17 protein-coding genes are annotated in these 20,435 nt (G+C 45.0%); 6 read left to right on the forward strand and 11 right to left on the reverse strand.

The window, feature by feature from the left end; translation table 11 throughout:
- Positions 1-100: 100 nt before the first annotated feature.
- Genes zwf through DW173_RS13150 form a run of 3 tightly spaced genes read left to right on the forward strand, consistent with a single transcriptional unit; the run spans position 101 to position 3,316 of the window.
- Positions 101-1,597 (forward strand): glucose-6-phosphate dehydrogenase, encoded by a 1,497-nt coding sequence (gene zwf, locus DW173_RS13140; protein ID WP_004314090.1) that lies wholly within the window; start codon positions 101-103, stop codon positions 1,595-1,597.
- Complete coding sequence (pgl, locus tag DW173_RS13145; protein WP_004314091.1) at positions 1,594-2,325, forward strand: 6-phosphogluconolactonase; 732 nt, start codon at positions 1,594-1,596, stop codon at positions 2,323-2,325. The genes zwf and pgl overlap by 4 nt, the downstream gene beginning before the upstream one ends.
- A 40-nt stretch (positions 2,326-2,365) precedes the next feature.
- Positions 2,366-3,316 carry a Dyp-type peroxidase gene (locus DW173_RS13150; RefSeq protein WP_008022078.1) on the forward strand — a complete coding sequence of 317 codons (951 nt, stop codon included), beginning with the start codon at positions 2,366-2,368 and terminating at the stop codon, positions 3,314-3,316.
- A 35-nt stretch (positions 3,317-3,351) separates the two neighbouring features.
- Here DW173_RS13150 and DW173_RS13155 read toward each other — a convergent pair whose 3' ends face one another.
- The 7 genes from DW173_RS13155 to DW173_RS13185 all read right to left on the reverse strand — a co-directional run bounded on the left by DW173_RS13155 (position 3,352) and on the right by DW173_RS13185 (position 10,577).
- Positions 3,352-3,564 carry a hypothetical protein gene (locus DW173_RS13155; RefSeq protein WP_004314093.1) on the reverse strand — a complete coding sequence of 71 codons (213 nt, stop codon included), beginning with the start codon at positions 3,562-3,564 and terminating at the stop codon, positions 3,352-3,354.
- A 263-nt stretch (positions 3,565-3,827) separates the two neighbouring features.
- Positions 3,828-4,526: a LytR/AlgR family response regulator transcription factor gene (locus tag DW173_RS13160; protein ID WP_004313366.1), complete on the reverse strand. Its 699-nt coding sequence runs from the start codon at positions 4,524-4,526 to the stop codon at positions 3,828-3,830.
- A gap of 96 nt (positions 4,527-4,622) precedes the next feature.
- Positions 4,623-5,684 carry a sensor histidine kinase gene (locus DW173_RS13165; protein ID WP_008643898.1) on the reverse strand — a complete coding sequence of 354 codons (1,062 nt, stop codon included), beginning with the start codon at positions 5,682-5,684 and terminating at the stop codon, positions 4,623-4,625.
- 38 nt (positions 5,685-5,722) lie between these two features.
- Complete coding sequence (locus tag DW173_RS13170) at positions 5,723-6,943, reverse strand: ABC transporter permease (protein WP_015531250.1); 1,221 nt, start codon at positions 6,941-6,943, stop codon at positions 5,723-5,725.
- A 177-nt stretch (positions 6,944-7,120) separates the two neighbouring features.
- Entirely contained in the window at positions 7,121-7,864 is a 744-nt protein-coding gene (locus DW173_RS13175) for an ABC transporter ATP-binding protein (protein WP_004313363.1), read from the reverse strand.
- A gap of 48 nt (positions 7,865-7,912) precedes the next feature.
- Positions 7,913-9,133 (reverse strand): efflux RND transporter periplasmic adaptor subunit, encoded by a 1,221-nt coding sequence (locus tag DW173_RS13180; RefSeq protein ID WP_120144550.1) that lies wholly within the window; start codon positions 9,131-9,133, stop codon positions 7,913-7,915.
- A 46-nt stretch (positions 9,134-9,179) separates the two neighbouring features.
- Positions 9,180-10,577, reverse strand: coding sequence for a TolC family protein (locus DW173_RS13185; RefSeq protein ID WP_199722841.1), 1,398 nt, complete (start codon positions 10,575-10,577; stop codon positions 9,180-9,182).
- A 218-nt stretch (positions 10,578-10,795) separates the two neighbouring features.
- Between DW173_RS13185 and DW173_RS13190 the strand changes: the two genes are divergently transcribed.
- Genes DW173_RS13190 through cydB form a run of 3 tightly spaced genes read left to right on the forward strand, consistent with a single transcriptional unit; the run spans position 10,796 to position 13,776 of the window.
- Positions 10,796-11,032 carry a DUF4492 domain-containing protein gene (locus DW173_RS13190; protein WP_004313359.1) on the forward strand — a complete coding sequence of 79 codons (237 nt, stop codon included), beginning with the start codon at positions 10,796-10,798 and terminating at the stop codon, positions 11,030-11,032.
- A 20-nt stretch (positions 11,033-11,052) separates the two neighbouring features.
- A complete protein-coding gene (locus tag DW173_RS13195; RefSeq protein WP_004313358.1) occupies positions 11,053-12,600 on the forward strand; it encodes a cytochrome ubiquinol oxidase subunit I in 1,548 nt (515 codons plus the stop codon).
- Positions 12,601-12,633: 33 nt separating this feature from the next.
- A complete protein-coding gene (gene cydB / locus DW173_RS13200; protein WP_087318342.1) occupies positions 12,634-13,776 on the forward strand; it encodes a cytochrome d ubiquinol oxidase subunit II in 1,143 nt (380 codons plus the stop codon).
- A gap of 248 nt (positions 13,777-14,024) precedes the next feature.
- Here cydB and DW173_RS13205 read toward each other — a convergent pair whose 3' ends face one another.
- The 4 genes from DW173_RS13205 to wecB all read right to left on the reverse strand — a co-directional run bounded on the left by DW173_RS13205 (position 14,025) and on the right by wecB (position 20,427).
- Positions 14,025-14,981, reverse strand: coding sequence for a D-2-hydroxyacid dehydrogenase (locus DW173_RS13205; protein WP_008022092.1), 957 nt, complete (start codon positions 14,979-14,981; stop codon positions 14,025-14,027).
- Positions 14,982-15,120: 139 nt separating this feature from the next.
- Positions 15,121-16,392 (reverse strand): replication-associated recombination protein A, encoded by a 1,272-nt coding sequence (locus tag DW173_RS13210; protein WP_004316871.1) that lies wholly within the window; start codon positions 16,390-16,392, stop codon positions 15,121-15,123.
- A 6-nt stretch (positions 16,393-16,398) separates the two neighbouring features.
- A complete protein-coding gene (locus DW173_RS13215; RefSeq protein WP_120144551.1) occupies positions 16,399-18,975 on the reverse strand; it encodes a DUF5686 and carboxypeptidase-like regulatory domain-containing protein in 2,577 nt (858 codons plus the stop codon).
- Between the two features lie 366 nt (positions 18,976-19,341).
- Entirely contained in the window at positions 19,342-20,427 is a 1,086-nt protein-coding gene (wecB, locus tag DW173_RS13225) for a non-hydrolyzing UDP-N-acetylglucosamine 2-epimerase (protein WP_004311581.1), read from the reverse strand.
- Positions 20,428-20,435 lie beyond the last annotated feature (8 nt).

Genomic DNA, 20,435 nt, shown 5'->3' on the forward strand with positions numbered 1-20,435 from the left:
GTAGGGCTTTGCCCTACGCTATATAATTAAGCCCTTTCAGGGCACTCCGCAAAATTATCATTTACCATCTCAAAACAGAAATTAAAACAACTCTTGAAAAATGGATAAATTTGCAATGATAATTTTCGGTGCGTCGGGTGATCTGACCAAGCGTAAGCTGATGCCCGCTCTTTACTCCCTCTACCGTGAAAAGCGGTTGACCGGAGAGTATTCTATATTGGGTATCGGGCGTACGGTCTACTCTGACGATAACTACCGTTCCTATATATTAGAAGAACTGCAACAGTTCGTAAAGTCCGAAGAACAGGACACAGCTCTGATGGCTTCGTTTGTCTCCCATCTCTACTATCTACCGATGGACCCGGCAAAAGAAGAAGGTTACCCGCAACTTCGCCAACGTCTGGTCGACTTGACCGGTGAGGTAGACCCGGACAACCTGCTGTTCTACCTAGCCACTCCGCCGTCATTGTACGGAGTAGTGCCCTTGTACCTGAAAGCTGCCGGACTCAACACCCCCCATTCACGTATCATCGTCGAGAAACCTTTCGGTTATGATCTCGAATCGGCACGTGAACTGAATAAAACGTATGCCTCTGTATTCAATGAGCATCAGATTTACCGTATCGACCATTTTCTCGGTAAGGAAACAGCCCAGAATGTACTGGCTTTCCGTTTTGCCAACGGCATCTTCGAACCTCTCTGGAACCGTAACTATATCGACTACGTAGAAATCACAGCCGTAGAAAATCTGGGTATCGAACAACGCGGCGGATTCTATGAAACGGCAGGTGCGCTGCGCGATATGGTGCAGAATCACCTGATACAGCTCGTAGCCCTTACAGCTATGGAACCGCCCGCTGTTTTCAATGCCGACAATTTCCGTAACGAAGTGGTGAAGGTCTACGAATCTCTCACCCCGTTGAATGAAGTGGATTTGAACGAACATATCGTTCGTGGACAATATACAGCCTCCGGCAATAAAAAAGGCTACCGTGAAGAAAAAGGAGTGGCTCCCGATTCGCGTACGGATACTTATATTGCCATGAAACTGGGCATTAGCAACTGGCGCTGGAGTGGCGTTCCGTTCTACATTCGTACAGGTAAACAAATGCCGACGAAAGTAACGGAAATCGTCGTTCATTTCCGTGAGACACCTCATCAGATGTTTCATTGTGCTGGTGGCAACTGTCCGCGGGCTAATAAATTGATTCTTCGTTTGCAACCGAATGAAGGAATAGTGCTCAAAATCGGAATGAAAGTCCCCGGCGCAGGTTTTGAAGTGCGCCAGGTGACGATGGATTTCAGTTATGCGCAGTTGGGCGGCGTACCCAGTGGCGACGCTTATGCCCGTCTGATAGACGACTGCATCCAGGGTGATCCGACTTTATTTACTCGAAGTGACGCAGTAGAAGCCTCATGGAAATTTTTCGATCCGGTACTCCGTTATTGGAAAGACAACCCCGACGCACCTCTCTACGGTTATCCCGCAGGTACGTGGGGACCTCTGGAAAGCGAAGCGATGATGCACGAACATGGGGCCGACTGGACGAATCCTTGTAAGAATTTGACGAATACAGATCAATATTGTGAATTATGAAACTATCAGTTTTTCCCTCATCTATTGAAACTTCACGAGCATTGATACTCCGCTTGGTGGAAATCATGAATGAAGAGCCGGACAGAGTGTTCAATATCGCAGTCAGCGGTGGCAACACACCTGCTCTGATGTTCGATTTATGGGCGAATGAATACATGGAAATTACCCCGTGGGATCGTATGCGGATTTATTGGGTGGATGAACGTTGTGTGCCTCCCGATGATTCGGACAGTAATTACGGAATGATGCGCAACCTTCTTTTGGGTTTGACTCCTATTTTGTATGAAAATGTATTCCGTATTCGTGGAGAGGCGAAGCCTGCGAAAGAAGCGGTCCGTTATTCGGAGTTAGTCCGGCAGCAAGTACCGTTGAAGCGTGGCTGGCCCGAATTTGATATTGTACTGTTGGGGGCCGGAGACGACGGACACACGTCTTCCATCTTTCCCGGACAAGAAGATTTGCTGACTTCAAACTCTATTTATGTAGTCAGCGCCCATCCCCGTAACGGGCAGAAGCGCATCGCAATGACGGGATACCCCATTCAGAATGCCCGCTATGTCATTTTCCTGATTACCGGAAAAAATAAAGTCGACGTAGTAGAAGAAATCTGTAATTCGGGAGACACTGGTCCCGCAGCCTATATAGCTCATCACGCGCAGAATGTAGAGCTATTTGTGGATAAAGCGGCTGCCGCATATATTGACGATAGTAATAAAAAAATGAATTAGAACTGTTTCGTTGACGAAACTAACAGAAAAAAAGAAAAATATGAATCCTTATCAAAATTCATTTGGAGGTAATATCCCGCAGGACGTAGCCGGGAAACAAGGTGAAAATGTCATTTTTATTGTTTATACTCTAAAAGATACTCCCGAAACTCTTGATAAAGTAAAAGATGTATGCGCTAATTTCTCGGGCATGATTCGCAGCATGCGTAATCGTTTCCCCGAACTGATGTTCAGTTGTACGATGGGCTTTGGCGCCGATGCCTGGAGCCGTCTTTTCCCGGAAAAGGGAAAGCCGAAAGAACTGAACACTTTTGAAGAGATCAAAGGCGGAAAGCACACGGCAGTCTCTACTCCGGGCGACATCTTGTTTCATATCCGTGCAAAACAGATGGGGTTGTGTTTTGAGTTTGCTTCCATCATTGACGAGAAGCTCCAGGGCGTAGTTGAACCTGTCGATGAAACTCACGGTTTCAGATATATGGACGGCAAGGCTATTATCGGCTTTGTAGACGGAACAGAGAATCCGGCAGTTGATGAGAATCCTTATCATTTTGCGGTGGTAGGAGAGGAGGATGCTGATTTTGCAGGAGGAAGTTATGTTTTTGTACAGAAGTACATTCACGATATGGTTGCATGGAACGCTCTGCCTGTGGAAGAACAGGAGAAAGTGATCGGGCGTCGTAAGTTTAACGATGTCGAGCTTTCTGACGAGGAGAAACCTCAAAATGCGCATAATGCCGTCACTAATATTGGTGATGATCTGAAAATTGTGCGTGCCAACATGCCGTTTGCCAATACGTCCAAGGGAGAATATGGTACATACTTCATCGGTTATGCAAGTACGTTCAGTACGACCCGGCAGATGTTGGAAAGTATGTTCATCGGCAATCCGGTAGGGAATACCGATCGTTTGCTTGACTTCAGCACAGCTGTAACAGGAACACTTTTCTTTGCTCCTTCCTACGATTTGCTGGGAGAATTGGGCGAATAAAAAAAGAAAAATAAGAATAAAAGATTGGAGGAGGATTACACTTTGGTAATCTCCTCCACTATATATTGATCTTTCACTCTCCTGCAGGTACATACAAAGTATTCCGGATGTTTCAGGGCTCCTTCTAAAGTATCAGGAAGAATCATCTCTTTGGTACGTCTATCCATTGCCACCGTTGCATATAGAATACCCTCTTTTTCGCATCTCTCAATTAATGCATTTTTTAGTTCTTCTACGCTATATTCCATTTGTGTGAGACTTTATCGCTGCAAAGTTATGGAAAATATGTATATTTTGTGCAATAATATTCCTGTAATATATAAAAATAGCTCCCTAGTTCGTCCGCCGACGAGGGAGCTATCAACACAAAAACTAAACTAGACTTAACTAAACTATTCTATTCTTGGAATTTCACAATCCCTTTCTGTTCTTTGCAAAGGTAGATATAAAACGGATTTTGGCAAACTATAATCGACAAAAATCACTTTTTTACCGATAAAATAATGAATAATCAGCTCCTTTCGTCAAGAAAAGTCTGAAAAACTTGCTTGTAACTATCGCTGATAGGAATATATGTCTTGTCAAACACGATACGTCCGCGGTCAATCACACGTATTTTATCTTTCTGTACGATAAAGGAGCGGTGCACACGTATGAAACGACTGGATGGCAAGAGCTCTTCCATGGCTTTCATACTCATCAGTGACAGGATAGGTTTGGGAGCGTCTTCCGTATATATTTTAATGTAATCTTTCAGTCCTTCTATATACATGATTTTCTTCAAGTCCACTTGTACCAGTTTGTAGTCACTTTTCACAAAGATACTGTCTATCTCTTCCGGTTTCTGTACGAGTTCGAACCATTGGAGAGCTTTGTTGGCAGCTTGCAGGAAATCAACGTATGAGATTGGTTTCAGCAGATAATCGAGTGCATTGACACGATAACCGTCGATGGCATACTGTCCGAAAGCGGTGGTAAATACAATACGGGTATGCGGATCTACCATCTTCGAGAACTCCAGACCGTTAAGCTCCGGCATCTGAATGTCCAGAAACAGGAGGTCGACCTCTTCGCCCGGCAATTCTTTCATCGCCTGAACCGCACTGGAATACTTTCCTGCAAGTTGCAGGAACGGAGTCTTATTCACATAACTCTCTAACAGGCTAAGAGCTAAAGGCTCATCGTCAACGATTGCGCAACGTAACATCATACTGTTTTATATCTAAAGTTTTATATCCAAAATTTTGTACTTGACGTTTTATACTAAACATTTGTACTTAACGTTTTATACTGAACGTTTTTCTTTCTACTCTCTAATCTTGATACTCAATCTCGATTCGTATACCTTTTCGTCTTTTGAGACGCCTTTCAACCACGTATAAGCTCCGGGATAAAGTATCTCCAACCGACGGCTGACTTGTTCCAATCCCACGCCCGAGCCACTCTTATCCTCCACTGTCTTAGGATGATTACTATTGCGGATTTCACAAATCACTTCCTTATCATTCTCCAAAATATGAATACTGATGAAACTCGATTCAGTAGGGGAGATGCCATGTTTGAAAGCGTTCTCTATCAAAGAGATAAAGATAAGCGGGGCAATGAGCGTCTGACTGTCGGGCTGAATATCGAATTTAGTAATCATCTGCACGTTGGCGGACAGACGGATGCGCATCAGTTCGATGTAATTGCGGATAAAATCGACCTCCTTACAGAGAGGAACGTATGTCTGCTGGTTATCATATAACACATAACGAAGCAGTTTGCTCAACTCCTGAACTGCCTGTTGCGCCTTGTCCGAATCAAATGCAATCAGTGCATAGATATTATTCAGCGTATTCAGCAGAAAGTGAGGGTTCAGTTGGTTTCGCAGGTTCTTCAGTTCCGCTTCCGCACGGTTCCGTTCCGCCTCTTTTCGGGCAGCTTCATTCTGTGTCCATCGGGCACTCATGCGGATAGCGGCACTTAGTCCGATAGTGAATACGAGACTCAACATATCCCTAAGGAAAAACAACCATCCCGGAGGCATCCCCGGTCTTTTTGATTTGGGAGCGAATGACGGATCGAACGTCAGACTTTGCCAGAGATGAAGCAACACACCGATGGCACATAAAAAGATAATATTGTAGACCACATATCTTTTGGCCTGACTCTGGAAAAGATAGCGCGGCACAAGAATGAAATAATTCACGTAGAACACAATCATGAAAGAGAGTGGTACGGCAAGGTGGCGTGTATAAGCCATCCAGTTGATGTTCCCGTTTCCACGTTCGACGAAGAAGAACGGGAAACCGAACATAATCCCCCAGCTGATAATGTGTATCAGTACTTCCAGGGGACGACGTGCGGATGTAAAGGTTTGTTTCATAAAGACAAAGATAATTCTTTTATTGGTAATTATCCATTTTATTCGTATCTGATGGCTTCTATCGGATCTAAATCTGCTGCTTTCTTAGCCGGATACCATCCGAAGAAGACTCCTGTAACTGTACATACTGCGAAGGAGAGGAATACGCTCCACGGCTGGATATAGATAGGCCAATGCGCTACGCTCTTGACAATCCAACTGGCTCCGCAGCCGATAATCACTCCGATGATACCTCCCGTGATACTAATCATGATGGCTTCGATGAGGAATTGACTTAGAATGTCGACCCCGCGTGCGCCGACAGACATACGCAGACCGATTTCACGGGTACGCTCCGTAACGGATACATACATGATATTCATAATCCCGATACCACCTACTACCAATGAAATACCTGCGATACAAGCCAGCAGGGTTGTCATCAAATCGGTGGTTGAGTTGAGCATTGTACTCAATTCCTGTTGGGTACGGATGGTGAAGTCATCATCATCCGAAGCCTTCAGTTTATGGTTGCGGCGGAGGATTGTACTGATTTCGTCAGTTGCATAGTCCGTCATATCCTCGGTGAGGGCAGAGGCAAATACTCCCTGCAAATACGTAACGGCAAGCAGACGTTTCATTACGGTGGTATATGGTGCAAGCACTACGGCATCCTGGTCTTGTCCCATAGAGTTGTACCCTTTTGCTTTGAGCACACCTACCACACGGAAAGGTATCTTGCTGAAACGGATAATCTTACCTACCGGATCACTTCCGTCCGGAAACAGATTGTCTACTATGGTCTTTCCGATCACGCACACTTTGGCTGAACTCTGTATGTCGGCTTCTGTGAACATCTCTCCATTCTCAACAGTCAGTTGGCGAATATCGAGATATTCTGTTCCGACACCGTTTACCGAAGCCGGATAGTTGTTGTTACCGGCAATAAGCTGTCCCGATGACGAAACATTGGGACTGATGGCAGACAGGAAACTTGTCTCATCGCGCAAGGCCTCGTAGTCGGCAAGTTTCAAAGTCTGCATCGCAGACGGGTCCTGCCGGACACCTCCACGCATATCGGCTCCCGGATGAATCATAATCATGTTCGATCCCATCTCGGAAATCTGCTGCTGGATGCTTTTCTTCGAACCTTGTCCGATAGCCAGCATCGTGATGACGGAAGCAACACCGATAATGATACCGAGCATGGTTAGAAAAGCACGCAGCTTATTGTTCGCCAATGCCCGGAGAGCTATCTTAAATAAATTAGTTCCATTCATGTTTATAAAGTTATGGAGTTATTAATGGGGTTCTGAAGGTATAAGGCTATTATAAGGTTATAAAGTTATGAGACTGTAAAATGTTGGCGTGATGCTCTAAGCATATCATCTTATAACTTCATTGTTCCTTATCACATGAATTGCTTCTTATAACTTCATTACTCCTTATCACATTAATTAATCCTCGTCATTCTTCGGCAATGCCGCCAGTGCTTCGGCGGCAGACAGAATTTTCGGATTGGCAGTATCCTCAATAACCTGCCCGTCACGCAGACGGATATTCCGGCTGCTATATTGCGAAAGTTCGGGATTATGTGTCACAAAGATAATCGTACGTCCCTCTGCATGAAGTTTCTGAAACAGTACGAGTATCTCAAAAGAGGTACGGCTATCGAGGTTTCCGGTCGCTTCGTCGGCAAGAATCACTGCCGGGTTGTTGACCAACGCACGTGCAATGGCTACCCGTTGCATCTGTCCGCCGGACATCTGGTTGGATTTGTGTTCCAAACGATCCCCCAATCCTACGGCCTGTAAAGACTCGATAGCGCGACGACGACGTTCGGAAGCACTGACGGCAGAGTTATACATCAGCGGTAGTTCCACATTTTCCACAGCCGTTGTTTTAGGCAACAGGTTGTAGCTTTGGAACACGAATCCAATCTTCCGGTTTCTTAGTACCGCACGTTGAGGCTTGCTCATCGTACGTACGGGAATATCGTCGAGCAGATACTCTCCGCTTGTCGGGGTGTCCAGGCAGCCTAATATATTAAGCAGCGTAGACTTCCCCGAACCGGAAGTACCCATGATGGTGACAAACTCCCCTTCATTGATATTGAACGAAACGCCCCGCAATGCGTGAACGGTCTCGTCGCCTACCTGAAAGTTACGTTTGATATTTTGTATTTCAATTACTTTTTTCATCGTCAATAATGTGCTAATGCGCCAATTCGTTATTGGCACATTGAATAATTATTTTTTCTTCTTACTTCCCGGAGGGCCCGGCATGAACGGACTTCTTTCTCCGCTATTTTCCATATTTCCTTCAGGTCCCATGTTTTCACCGGGCATTACACCTATAGTAGCTTCGGTTACCACCTTTGTCCCTTCGGGAATACCACTGATAATTTCGGTGGATATACCGTTGCTGATTCCCACTTCTACCGGATGAGCGGTGAATGTAGTTCCTTCGCGCGTCCAAAGTTTATGTTCGCCTTCGCAATCTTTTACGATGTCATTATTGCCGATTAACGGTTTTTCCGGTGTGAATCGTAAGGCTTTGTTTGGAACGGACAATACGTCTTTTTTGTCAAGGATATAGATCGTGACATTAGCTGTCAGACGAGGCTTCAGTTTCAAGTCGGGGTTGGGGGCAGAGATGACTACTTCGTAAGTGACTACTGTTGAAGTGCTGCTTGTGCTGCTCGTACTGCTTGCGTCGCCCAAACGAATCTGGGTAACGATCCCTTCGAATACATCATTCGGATAAGCATCTACCGTGAAGCTGGCACGTTGGCCTTCTATGATACCACCTATATCAGCTTCATCTACGTCGGCTACTACTTGCATCTGTGTCAGGTCGGCAGCAATGGTGAACAGTGTCGGAGTTTCGAATCCAGAAGCAACGGTTTGTCCTGCTTCTACATCACGGCTGATGACTACTCCGTCAATCGGTGAAGTAATGGTAGCGTAAGACAGGTTACGTTCCGCTTTCGCGAGCGATGCCTTGCTGCTGTCATAGCTGCTTTTCGCTTTCTGATAATTGTAGAGTGCCTGTTCGAAATCCGTATCACTAATCAATGACTTTTCGTGCAAGCCTTTGCTGCGTTCATAATTCTTTTTCTGATATTCATATTCAGCTTTCGCACCATCGTAAGTTGCCTGCTGTGAGGCCAGTTCACTTTGCAATGTGACGCGGTCCATCTCAGCAATCAGTTGTCCTTTGGTTACTTCCGAGTTGTAGTCTACGTAAATTTTGTCGATGATACCGGACACCTGCGTACCGACTTCTACTTCCGTCACCGGTTCGATCGTTCCGGTAGCAGTCACCGAATTTGAAATATCGCCTTTACTGACAGTAGCGGTGGCGTACGTCACTTTGTGTTTGGCGGGTGAACCGGCAAAGAGCCATATTCCTGCTCCTACAACCACAACGACTACTACGGCGATTAGAATAATCTTTTTCGTTTTCATTCGTTTATTATGCTTTTACTTATTTATAATGCTGATTTTATACTCTTTATAAAGCTAATTGATCTCCCTGATAGAATTTCAGCAACTGTGTATTCAGTATAGCCATATATTTAGCCTGAAGCTGTTCCTGTTGTGCTTGCAGCAAATTATTCTTTTCAGTAAGGAGTTCTACGGTATTCTTCATTCCCAGATTAAACTGTTCGCTAATCAACTCATAGCTGATTTGTGTACTTTTCAACTTTTCGTTTGCGGCAGCATAACGCTGTTGCGCGCTGTTGGCATCCAGCCAAAGGCTTTCAATGGTTTTGTACAGTGCCTTTTGTTCGTCAAGCAAGGATAACATGCTCGTTTCGTACTGCAATTTAGCTTTTTGTACGGCACTTTTCGTTTGACGGTTATTGAAGATAGGCACACTGACAGACAATCCGATAGAGTTGTTCCATCCGTTCTTCACTTGTTCTCCGAAGGTAAAGTCGCTGCCGCTGGTATGGTTGGTTCCGATTCCTGCGCTAAGGCTGATGGTGGGGAAATAGCTTGATTTGGCGATATTGATACCCAGTTCAGAAGCCTCTACATTCAGTTTGCTCGCTTCAATCTCCGGACGAAAGCTCAATGCGCTGATGTACACATCTCTTTTGGTAGGCAGCGGAGCCAGCACATTTTCGTCGGACAGGGCAGGGAGGTAGATGTTCATTTCATTCTCCCCATCCAGTTCGAGCAGTTGTTTCAGTTGCAATTTGTAATCTTCAAGAGTGGCTTGCGCGGTGACAAGTTGGTATCGGTCGGTGCTCACCTGTGCTTCCAGTTGCGCGAGGTCACTTTTGGCAATACTTCCGGCATTCAGAAGTTCCTGTCCTCGGTCGCGCTGTGCAATGGAAACTTGCAGGGTGTTTTCGTTTACTTTCACAGATTCGGCTGCATAAAGAATCTGGATATATACTTGGGTGATAGACTCCTGAATATTATTTTCGGAAGTCGCCACATCCAGCTCGGCCATCTGATTATTCAACTTCTCCTGTTGGATGGTTTTCAACCGTTTATTACCATTATATAGAGTCCACGAAGCATTCAGTCCATAATTACCGTTGTAGCTCGTTTTGCTGTTGCTACTGATAATCTCGCTACCGCTCACCCGGCTACTTGTCTCCTGATACGGACGATTCACCACCTGTTGGCCGGTAGAAAACGAAAGACTGGGGAACATGGCAGCTTTAGCTGTCTTCACATCAATCTGCGTGCTGACCGCAGTGATCCGGTTCTTACGAATTGTAATGTTCTGTTCCTTTGCATAGTCGATGCATGACTGCAAGTCCCATTGATCCGGGATTTTCGTTTCTTTCAGCGTATCGACTTGCAGCGGAGAAACCTGGGCAGATATGCCGGACAGCATACCTGCTCCAAGAAATGTCATCACTGTCAATCTTCTTACATTTATCATATTCATACTTCTATTGATTTACTGTTAGCGAAGGTACGTACATATTATATATGCCGCAAAAACGATAGACGGATGACGTTATTTCGCCGTTAAATGATTTTTTTCTGTCGATAGGTAGGTTTTTGAAGAAAAACACGACAAATCTTGCAACTTTTTTGACTACTTGTTTGTTTTAATTATAAAAAATGTATATTTGTACTCATTACAAATTATAACGTCAACATATGAAGAATACACTGCTTACGATCTGGAACTTCTATTTGGAGGGTTTCCGTAGTATGACCTTAGGACGTACCCTATGGGTTATTATTTTGCTGAAATTATTCGTCATGTTCTTCATCCTCAAAATGTTCTTTTTCCCTGATTTCCTCGGCGACCACCCAACGGATGCCGACAAAGGTACATACGTGGGAAATGAACTGATAGAACGTGCCATCCCCGATAAATCTACTGATTTTTAACTCTTAAACTACATAGGATTATGATTGAAAGTATTGACACCTCGCTGATCGATTGGTCGAGAGCCCAATTTGCGATGACAGCCATGTACCACTGGATTTTTGTTCCCCTCACACTCGGACTGGCAGTGGTGATGGGAATCATGGAGACGCTGTATTATAAAACAGGCAACGAATTTTGGAAAAAGACTGCCCAGTTTTGGATGAAACTTTTCGGTATTAACTTTGCCATCGGTGTGGCAACGGGTTTGATTCTGGAGTTTGAATTCGGTACGAACTGGAGCAATTATTCGTGGTTTGTAGGGGATATCTTCGGTGCTCCGTTGGCTATTGAAGGTATTTTGGCATTCTTTATGGAAGCTACGTTTATTGCGGTCATGTTCTTCGGATGGGGAAAAGTAAGTAAACGTTTCCACTTGGCTTCCACCTGGCTGACGGGATTGGGAGCTACGATTTCCGCCTGGTGGATTCTCGTTGCCAACGCATGGATGCAGCATCCGGTAGGCATGGAATTCAATCCTGACACTGTCCGTAATGAGATGGTTGATTTTTGGGCGGTGGCTACCTCGCCTGTAGCAGTCAATAAGTTCTTCCACACGGTATTATCCGGCTGGGTGTTGGGTGCTATTTTTGTGGTCGGTATCAGTTGTTGGTACTTGCTGAAGAAACGTAATCGTGAGTTTGCGCTGGCCAGCATCAAGATTGGTGCAATCTTCGGATTGGTAGCATCGTTGCTTTCTGTTTGGACGGGTGATGGTTCCGGTTATCAGATTGCCCAGACACAACCGATGAAACTGGCAGCAGTGGAAGGTCTGTATGAAGGCGGAACGAATGTCGGTCTGGTCGGAATAGGAGTATTGAATCCTGAAAAGAAGACTTACAACGATGGAAAAGATCCTTTCCTCTTCCGTTTTGAAATCCCAAGTATGCTTTCTTTCCTTGCCGAGCGTAATGTGGACGGCTATGTTCCGGGCATTACGAATATCATCGAAGGTGGGTATCAGTTGAAAGACGGATCGAAGGCTCTCTCTGCTGCCGAGAAGATCGAACGTGGTAAAACGGCTATCGGCGCATTGGCCGCCTATCGTGCAGCAAAGAGTGCCGGACACGAGGAAGATGCGAAGATTGCATATAATGTATTGCAGGAAAATATTCCCTATTTTGGCTACGGATATATCAAAGACGTGAACCAACTGGTTCCGAATGTTCCTCTCAACTTCTACGCATTCCGTATAATGGTAATCTTGGGCGGATATTTCATCCTGTTCTTTATAGTCGTTCTTTTCTTTATCTATAAAAAGGATTTGAGTAAGATGCGCTGGATGCACTGGATTGCTCTGCTGACAATTCCTTTGGGTTACATCGCCGGACAAGCCGGATGGGTGGTTGCCGAATGTGGTCGTCAGCCGTGGGCTATCCGCGATATGTTGCCTACGATGGCTGCTATCTCCAAACTGGATGTAAGCTCCGTGCAAACTACGTTCTTTATCTTCCTGCTCCTGTTTACAGTGATGCTGATTGCAGGTGTCGGAATTATGGTGAAAGCTATCAAGAAAGGACCGGACGCATAATACTTAATACTTATTACTTAATACTTGAAACTTATGTATATATTTTTGCAACAATATTGGTGGCTTGTCGTTTCCTTGCTGGGGGCCATACTCGTGTTCTTATTGTTTGTGCAGGGAGGTAATTCATTATTGTTCTGTCTGGGTAAAACCGAAGAGCATCGTAAGATGATGGTGAATTCTACCGGGCGTAAGTGGGAGTTTACGTTTACTACGTTGGTGACGTTTGGAGGAGCTTTCTTTGCTTCTTTCCCGTTGTTCTACAGTACCAGTTTCGGTGGTGCTTATTGGCTTTGGATGATTATACTTTTCAGTTTTGTATTGCAGGCTGTCAGTTATGAGTTTCAGAGTAAGGCAGGAAATCTGTTAGGTAAAAAGACATATCAGACTTTCTTGGTGATTAATGGGGTAGTGGGTCCTGTGTTACTTGGCGGGGCGGTGGCTACTTTCTTCACCGGTTCTGATTTCTATATTAATAAGGCCAATATGACAGACACTATTATGCCGGTAATCAGTCATTGGGGAAATGGCTGGCACGGATTGGATGCGTTGACGAATATCTGGAATGTAATTCTCGGATTGGCTGTCTTCTTCCTTGCTCGTGTATTGGGAGCACTCTATTTCATTAATAATATTGATGACAAAGAACTGACCGACAAATGTCGTCGTGCAGTACGCAATAACACAGTCTTGTTCCTTGTATTCTTTTTGTCGTTTGTCATTCGTACACTGGTATCCGAAGGCTTTGCCGTTAACCCGGAAACACAGGAGATTTATATGCAGCCATACAAGTATCTCACAAACTTTATCGAGATGCCGGTAGTGCTGGCTTTATTCCTGATTGGGGTGGTATTGGTTCTTTTCGGTATCGGAAAGACATTGCTTAAAAAGACTTTTGATAAAGGTATCTGGTTTGCAGGAATCGGTACGGTGCTGACTGTTTTATCTTTGCTACTGGTAACAGGGTACAACAACACTGCCTATTATCCGTCATACACCGACCTGCAAAGCTCATTGACATTAGCCAATAGCTGCTCCAGTGAATTTACACTGAAGACAATGGCTTATGTTTCCATTCTTGTTCCGTTTGTGATTGCTTATATTTTCTACGCTTGGCGTAGTATCGACCGGCATAAGATTACCGAGAAAGAAATGGATGAAGGAGGACACTCATACTAATATATCATTTGTATATTAGTCTTTTGTCTGTGTACTAATAACTTTGTCCATACACTCATACTTTGTCCATATAGAATTTCGAAATAGAGATTCTAGTCGGAACAAATAAACTCCCCTTATTTAACATCACTCTAAGTCATGGTAGAGAGATAAAATAAGGGGAGCTTTTTATATATTTTATACTTAACGTGTGTGCCTAAACACTTCGGGCATTATGACACCCTCGTTATGAATTACACTAATGCTAATTATTTATTGACTACATTCTCCGGTTTGCCAGAAATGTAAGCCTGAAGATTGCTGATTGCAATATTCATCAGACGTTCGCGAGCCTCTATGGTTGCCCAGGCAATGTGCGGAGTGATGTAGCAGTTCTTTGCTGTCAGCAATGGATTATCGGCACAAGGCGGTTCGGTAGAAAGCACGTCTACGCCGGCTGCATAAATCTTACCGCTGTTCAAAGCATCTGCAAGATCTTGTTCGTTGATAAGCGGTCCGCGACCGGTATTGATTAAGATGGCTGTCGGCTTCATCATGGCAAGACGGCGTGCATTCACCATTTCGCGTGTATCCGGTGTAAGCGGGCAGTGCAAACTGATAATATCGCATTCGCTGAACAATTGATCCAAATCCATCTTCTTGATTTCCGGTGGCAATTGGAAGTGAGATTTAGAAGTCAATGCGTACACTTGCATACCGAAACCGATAGCAACACGCGCTGTGGTATATCCGGTGTTTCCCAGTCCTACCAGACCGATTTTCTTCTCGCGCAGTTCCATCAACGGAGTGTCCCAAAAACAGAAATCCTTGTTGTTTGTCCAACGGCCTTTGTGCACTTCTTCGGAGTGGTGTTGCACTTGTTGAGTGATGTTCAGGATATGCGAAAATACCATTTGAGCAACGGAAGCGGTGCTGTATGAAGGAATATTAGTAACGATGATTCCCCGTTCTTTGGCAGCAGCTGTGTCTACCACGTTGTATCCGGTGGCCAATACACCGATATATTTCAGTTCGGGCAGTGCAGCCATGTGGTCTGCATTGATGATTACCTTGTTAGTCAGAATTGCTTCTGCACCGGCTGCACGTTCTAATACCTCTTCCGGAGCTGTACGATCATAAATTGTACATTCTCCAAGAACTTTCATACCTTCCCAGGATAAATCTCCGGGATTGGCGGCATAGCCGTCTAAAACTACAATCTTCATTTCAATTTCAATATTAATAATAAGTTATACGTGTTTTCTTAACAACATATTGATATTATAGGCACGGATTATACGGATTTCACGTTTTCTAAAAATATGCTTTGCATAAAGCATCTGCGTAATCCGTGTCTGAAAAATATCATTTTTTGAATTTGTCTCCCCACAACTGTATCATCCGTTCGGCATGCTTCTGCTCTGCCGGATTGTTTTGCGGTTGCCATATCCGTTTGTCTTTCAGTTCGTCCGGGAGGAATTGCTGTTTGACAAAGTTACCTTCATAGCTGTGTGCATATTTATATTCCTGTCCGTAGCCCAGTTGCTTCATCAGTTTGGTCGGAGCATTGCGCAGATGCAAGGGGACAGGCAGATTGCCGGTTGAACGGACTAACTCCAGTGCGTCATTGATCGCGCTGTATGCCGAATTACTCTTCGGACTGGTAGCCAGATAAATCGTTGTTTCAGCTAAAGGAATCCGTCCTTCGGGCCAGCCGATTTTCATCAATGTTTCAAAGCAGGCGTTAGCGAGAAGCAGTGCGTTCGGGTTTGCCAAACCAATGTCCTCGGCGGCCGAAATCACCAGTCGGCGGGCAATGAAAGCAGGATCTTCGCCTCCTTCCACCATACGGGCCAGCCAGTAGATCGCTCCGTCGGGATCACTGCCACGAATAGACTTGATGAAAGCGGAGATAATGTCATAATGCATTTCCCCATCCTTGTCGTATGCCAGCGGATTTTGTTGCAACCGTTCGGTCACCATTTCATCGGTGATGACGACAGTCTCTTCCGTTTCCGATTGCACAACGAGTTCCAATATATTAAGCAGCTTGCGGGCGTCTCCACCGGAAAAACGCAACATGGCGGTTGTTTCTTTCAATTCAATTTTGCGCTCTTTCAATACGGCATCCGTGGTGATGGCACGTTGCAGAAGTTCCAATAAATCTTCTTTCTCCAAAGATTTGAGCACATAAAGCTGGCAGCGGGACAGGAGAGGGCGGATGACCTCAAACGACGGATTCTCCGTTGTTGCGCCAATCAGCGTGACTGTTCCGTTCTCTACCGCTCCCAACAGAGAATCCTGCTGCGACTTGCTGAACCGATGGATTTCATCGATAAACAGAATCGGGCTGGACTGTGAAAAGAAGCGGTTGCTCTTGGCACGTTCTATCACTTCGCGCACATCCTTCACACCGGAAGTCACGGCACTTAACGTATAGAAAGGTGTTTCCAGTTTGTTGGCAATGATTTGCGCAAGGGTTGTTTTACCCACTCCGGGAGGTCCCCAGAGAATAAACGAAGAGATGCGTCCTGCGTCAATCATTTTCCGCAAGATAGCCCCCGGTCCAACTAAATGTTTCTGACCGATATAATCATCCAAAGTCTTTGGCCGTAACCGTTCTGCTAGTGGTTGCATAATTTTTTAGAATACCATTAATACCATGAAGCGGATACCGTTTTTGTTGATACCCGGATTATCACGATAAGTGAAACGATGTACATACTCAACGTGCAGCAACTTGAAAATGTTGTAGATACCTACACTTGCTTCGACATACGGCACTTTCGGGTCCATCACGAAACTGGTGAACTTACCGTCGCGTGTCGGGAAACGGAACAAATCGGGATTGTTGCTCTTGAATGGATTGTTCTTGTCCGTCAATGTTCCCCACAAAGCACGTACACGGAACATTTCCCTCCATTTCAGGTTCTTGATAAGAGGAATACGGTTGAAGAGTTTTCCATTCATGTCGTAGGATAATGACATGGAAGCATAACGGTCGTTCAGGAATTCCATGTTATTAATCAAGTTGAACGTTTCGCGCTGGGTGATGTAGGACAAGTTGGCTTCCGGCAGGATTAACAACGGGAAAGGAACTGTGTTCCATTCTGCACCTGCTTTCACGCTGCAATCAATCTTTCCCCAGGAAGCCGGGAGCCAGAAACGTTTCCACACACTTGCTTCCGTACGGTTAAAGTTGTAATCCCCACCCAATACGCCTTTGAAACCCATGGCATGAGTGAGCGTAAAGATAGGAGCGTCCAGCGACACAGGCACGCGGCGTTGCTTGGAATTGACAAATGATTCGCCCGGCGCATAGCGCAGCGTCAGACTTGCTTCGGAAGTCGTGACATCGTGCACACGGGTTTGTGCGGCATCATTACGCAGGTATTCCAGTTTGCCGGTAGGCTCGTCGTTACGGTGGCGCAACATGGCTTTCACTCCGAATCCGGTCAGCGTTTCGAGTTCATAATTAATGGTGGCGTCGCGCATATACGACATTTGGTCTACTGTCGTTGTCTTGACTGACAAGAAGATATTATCTTTATCCGTAAACAGGAATTTGTCCATCGGAGACATTACATCATAACTGTACGTTGCCGAAAGATAATGTTTCGGGAACTCCCAAACCACATAATCGCGTTTGTTGAATGAATAAGTCACCGTTCCGCTATATTTCCAGCGTTCGTCTTTCAGACCGTACGCTCCGTATCCGCTCAAGAACCAGTGCTTGTCGAAATGAGCCGTAGTCATACCGCTCAACCGGAAACGGGTACCATCAATGTAATTGCTCGAAATCATGGTGTTGATAGGGCCGATGTCCACTTTGCTCGGATGCTCTTTGCTTCCTGTCTCTACAAAGTTCTCAATCAGTGCTTTCGCTCCGAAGATGATGTATTTGAATCCCGGAATCTGTTCGAGACGGTTGACGAATACGTCCATCGAACTTTCTTTCTTTGTCAATGGTACTTGACGGACACTCGCCCAGTACTCATCGCTTTTCGAGAGCATATCCGCTTCTTTTATTACGCTGCCTTTCAACCGGAACAGTCGTTGTTCAATAGGATCGAATTTATAGTTACTATATTTCGTGGTTCGTTCCACCTGCAACCCACCTGCTGTTTTATTGGAATTCCAGGAAAGGTCTACGGTCATGTCATCATCCGCCAACACCCAGTTGCCGTTGGGCAGTTGCTCATACTGTTGCGTGATGTCCATGCGGTTGACAAAGTTGACTCCGGTTTTTTTAGGCAGGTTCATCGTGCATTTCTGAACGGCGTATGTAGAATCATTCAATACATACAGATGGCCGGTGAATCCGAAGTCCTGTGAGTTTTGCGGAACAAAAGTGAGGTGGACACATTCGCGTTTGTTTACCATCAATGTGTCCATCAGATAATATTTATAAAATGAGATGGCATTGTTACCGATCGGACTGACGAAACGCTGCTGAAGCAACCGGATATCATCATCGTAGATATTGATGTCGGCAAATACGTCTTTCAGTACGGTGCCGAGCATATCTCCCGTAGAGAAAAATTCTTCTATACCATTGGAGTTCTTTCCTTTGATAATCGTTTTCTTGTTTTCGGGATTTTTGCGGTAGATGGTTTGCGAGGACGTTTCCTGTACGGAAATAGGGAGAATCAACTTATTGGTTGTTTCCGACACTTCCACTTGGTCTCTTAAGAATGAATATTTTTTGTAGATACCTTTTTCAAGTTTTTCCGGTGTGAGGTCGTTGATAGACATTTTCATCTTCTCGTACTTGTCGTACTGATAGTACTCGTTCACTTCGAGGACTTGTGCCTTTTTGTGTTCGATTACCTTCTTCATGAATTCCACTGCCGGATTGTTTTTGCGGGAATATTTCTCCTTTTGAGGTTTCACGACAACCTCGTTCAGGAGCACATTATCCGGAGCTAACTTAACGTTCACTGTCTGATTGTTGGAACCAACCCGAACCGTTTTACTGATATAACCTACAGCGGAGAACACCAGTGTTCCTCCGTTTCTGCGGGTTTCAAGACTGTATTCTCCGTCAATATTGGTGATGGTACCCATATCTCTCTTTTCCTGGTAGTAAACAGAGATATACATCAATGGCTCGTGGGTAATCGAATCAGTGACTACCCCTTTAATTTGCTGCGCAAAAGCATTGGAAGCTACCAATACGAGTAAGAACAGTATAAGTATTTTGTTATATCGTTGTATCATAACGTTCGTAGTAGGGCTGCAAAGTTAACAAATAACTCTAAGGATAACAGAATATATAACTTTTTTTACCCATCGTTTTTTGTTGTTTACAAGCATATATCGTCCGATAATTCAAGGAACATCCCGCTGTTAATCCTTTTGATAAGGCCGTTTCCGCATTTCGTTCTCCCGGTTTCGGTATTTGAAACCTTTGCTCCCGTTGTAGGGTACTTTTTGTTTCGACCCTTGAAACTTTTTGTTTCCCGGCATGAAACTGTTGGTTTCTCGGTGTGAAACACTTTGTTTCTCGGTGTGAAACTATTAGTTTCAAGGCGTGAAACTAACAGTCCCATGCCGGGAAACGGAATGGAACATGCCGGGTAAATGTTATTTGCTCGTAAGTATCTGTACAATACGCTCTGCGGTACGTCCGTCCCAACGTTCGGGAAGTTCGCCACGTTTCCATTCACCGTGCATCAGTGTATCCATGGTTTTGGCAAGCAGGGCAGGATCTTCTCCGACAAGTTCGTTGGTTCCCATGCGCCACGTTTCCGGATGTTCGGCATACGTGTTGAGTGTGATACAAGGAATACCCAGGAAGGTCGCTTCTTCGGCTACGTTTCCCGAATCTGTTATGATTCCTTTCGCCTTGTTTATCAGATAACCGAAGAACAGGTAGTTTTGCGGCGGCATGATATGGAGATTCGGAGCTTCGATGTCCAACTCTTTAATGGCATTACGTACGTAGGTATGTAGCGGTGCAACGATAGGCATACCGGCGGACTTGTCGATGATTGTTTTCATCAACTGACGCAGATTCTCCTTATTGCCGAGTAATACACGACGGTTGAGAGTAAATAGGAGATAATTTCCTTCTTGCAGTCCCAAGACGGAGAACCATATCGGTTTGAGCAAGCGGTTCCGGTTATAGCGGATGGCATCAATCAGAATGTTACCTACATAGTATACGTTTTCGCTTTCCGTTCCCGTCTGGTTCAGGTTGCGGTTGGCAACCATGCCGGCTGTGAACAGATAGTCGGATAGTCCGTCTGTAATCATACGGTTGACTTCTTTCGGCATTTTCATATCGAAAGAACGGGTTCCGGCTACGAGATGTGCTACCTTGATACCTTGTTTCTTGGCAACGATGGCACAACTCATGGTTGCGGTCAAGTCGTCTACCACAAGGACTACGTGTGCCGGATTCTCCGTCAGTTCTTGTTCAAAGGCTACCATGATTCCGGCTGTCAAACTCGTTGGATTACTGCTTTCCACTCCCAGATATACATCAGGAGCTTTCATGTCGAGATCCGAAAAGAGAGAAGCATCCAGACTCGTATCGTCTTTCCTCCCGGTATAAACCAGTCGGTAAGAGATACTTTTACCCAGCGCCCGTGCGGCTTCAATAGCGCGTGTAATGGGAGCTATCTTCATAAAATTGGGGCGTGCCCCCGCAACAATTGTTATTTTCATATTGTTTC

Origin of the sequence: Bacteroides sp. AM16-13 (assembly GCF_003602705.1) — a bacterium.
GTDB classification, from domain to species: Bacteria; Bacteroidota; Bacteroidia; order Bacteroidales; family Bacteroidaceae; genus Bacteroides; species Bacteroides xylanisolvens.

Bases quoted from the DNA above. Each gene is read 5' to 3' on its own strand.
- zwf (WP_004314090.1), top strand. From the start codon at position 101: ATGGATAAATTTGCAATGATAATTTTCGGTGCGTCGGGTGATCTGACC.
- DW173_RS13190 (WP_004313359.1), top strand. From the start codon at position 10,796: ATGAAGAATACACTGCTTACGATCTGGAACTTCTATTTGGAGGGTTTC.
- DW173_RS13165 (WP_008643898.1), bottom strand. From the start codon at position 5,684: ATGAAACAAACCTTTACATCCGCACGTCGTCCCCTGGAAGTACTGATA.
- DW173_RS13160 (WP_004313366.1), bottom strand. From the start codon at position 4,526: ATGATGTTACGTTGCGCAATCGTTGACGATGAGCCTTTAGCTCTTAGC.
- DW173_RS13175 (WP_004313363.1), bottom strand. From the start codon at position 7,864: ATGAAAAAAGTAATTGAAATACAAAATATCAAACGTAACTTTCAGGTA.
- DW173_RS13205 (WP_008022092.1), bottom strand. From the start codon at position 14,981: ATGAAGATTGTAGTTTTAGACGGCTATGCCGCCAATCCCGGAGATTTA.
- DW173_RS13150 (WP_008022078.1), top strand. From the start codon at position 2,366: ATGAATCCTTATCAAAATTCATTTGGAGGTAATATCCCGCAGGACGTA.
- DW173_RS13155 (WP_004314093.1), bottom strand. From the start codon at position 3,564: ATGGAATATAGCGTAGAAGAACTAAAAAATGCATTAATTGAGAGATGC.
- wecB (WP_004311581.1), bottom strand. From the start codon at position 20,427: ATGAAAATAACAATTGTTGCGGGGGCACGCCCCAATTTTATGAAGATA.
- DW173_RS13210 (WP_004316871.1), bottom strand. From the start codon at position 16,392: ATGCAACCACTAGCAGAACGGTTACGGCCAAAGACTTTGGATGATTAT.
- DW173_RS13180 (WP_120144550.1), bottom strand. From the start codon at position 9,133: ATGAAAACGAAAAAGATTATTCTAATCGCCGTAGTAGTCGTTGTGGTT.
- DW173_RS13185 (WP_199722841.1), bottom strand. From the start codon at position 10,577: ATGAATATGATAAATGTAAGAAGATTGACAGTGATGACATTTCTTGGA.
- cydB (WP_087318342.1), top strand. From the start codon at position 12,634: ATGTATATATTTTTGCAACAATATTGGTGGCTTGTCGTTTCCTTGCTG.
- DW173_RS13170 (WP_015531250.1), bottom strand. From the start codon at position 6,943: ATGAATGGAACTAATTTATTTAAGATAGCTCTCCGGGCATTGGCGAAC.
- DW173_RS13215 (WP_120144551.1), bottom strand. From the start codon at position 18,975: ATGATACAACGATATAACAAAATACTTATACTGTTCTTACTCGTATTG.
- DW173_RS13195 (WP_004313358.1), top strand. From the start codon at position 11,053: ATGATTGAAAGTATTGACACCTCGCTGATCGATTGGTCGAGAGCCCAA.
- pgl (WP_004314091.1), top strand. From the start codon at position 1,594: ATGAAACTATCAGTTTTTCCCTCATCTATTGAAACTTCACGAGCATTG.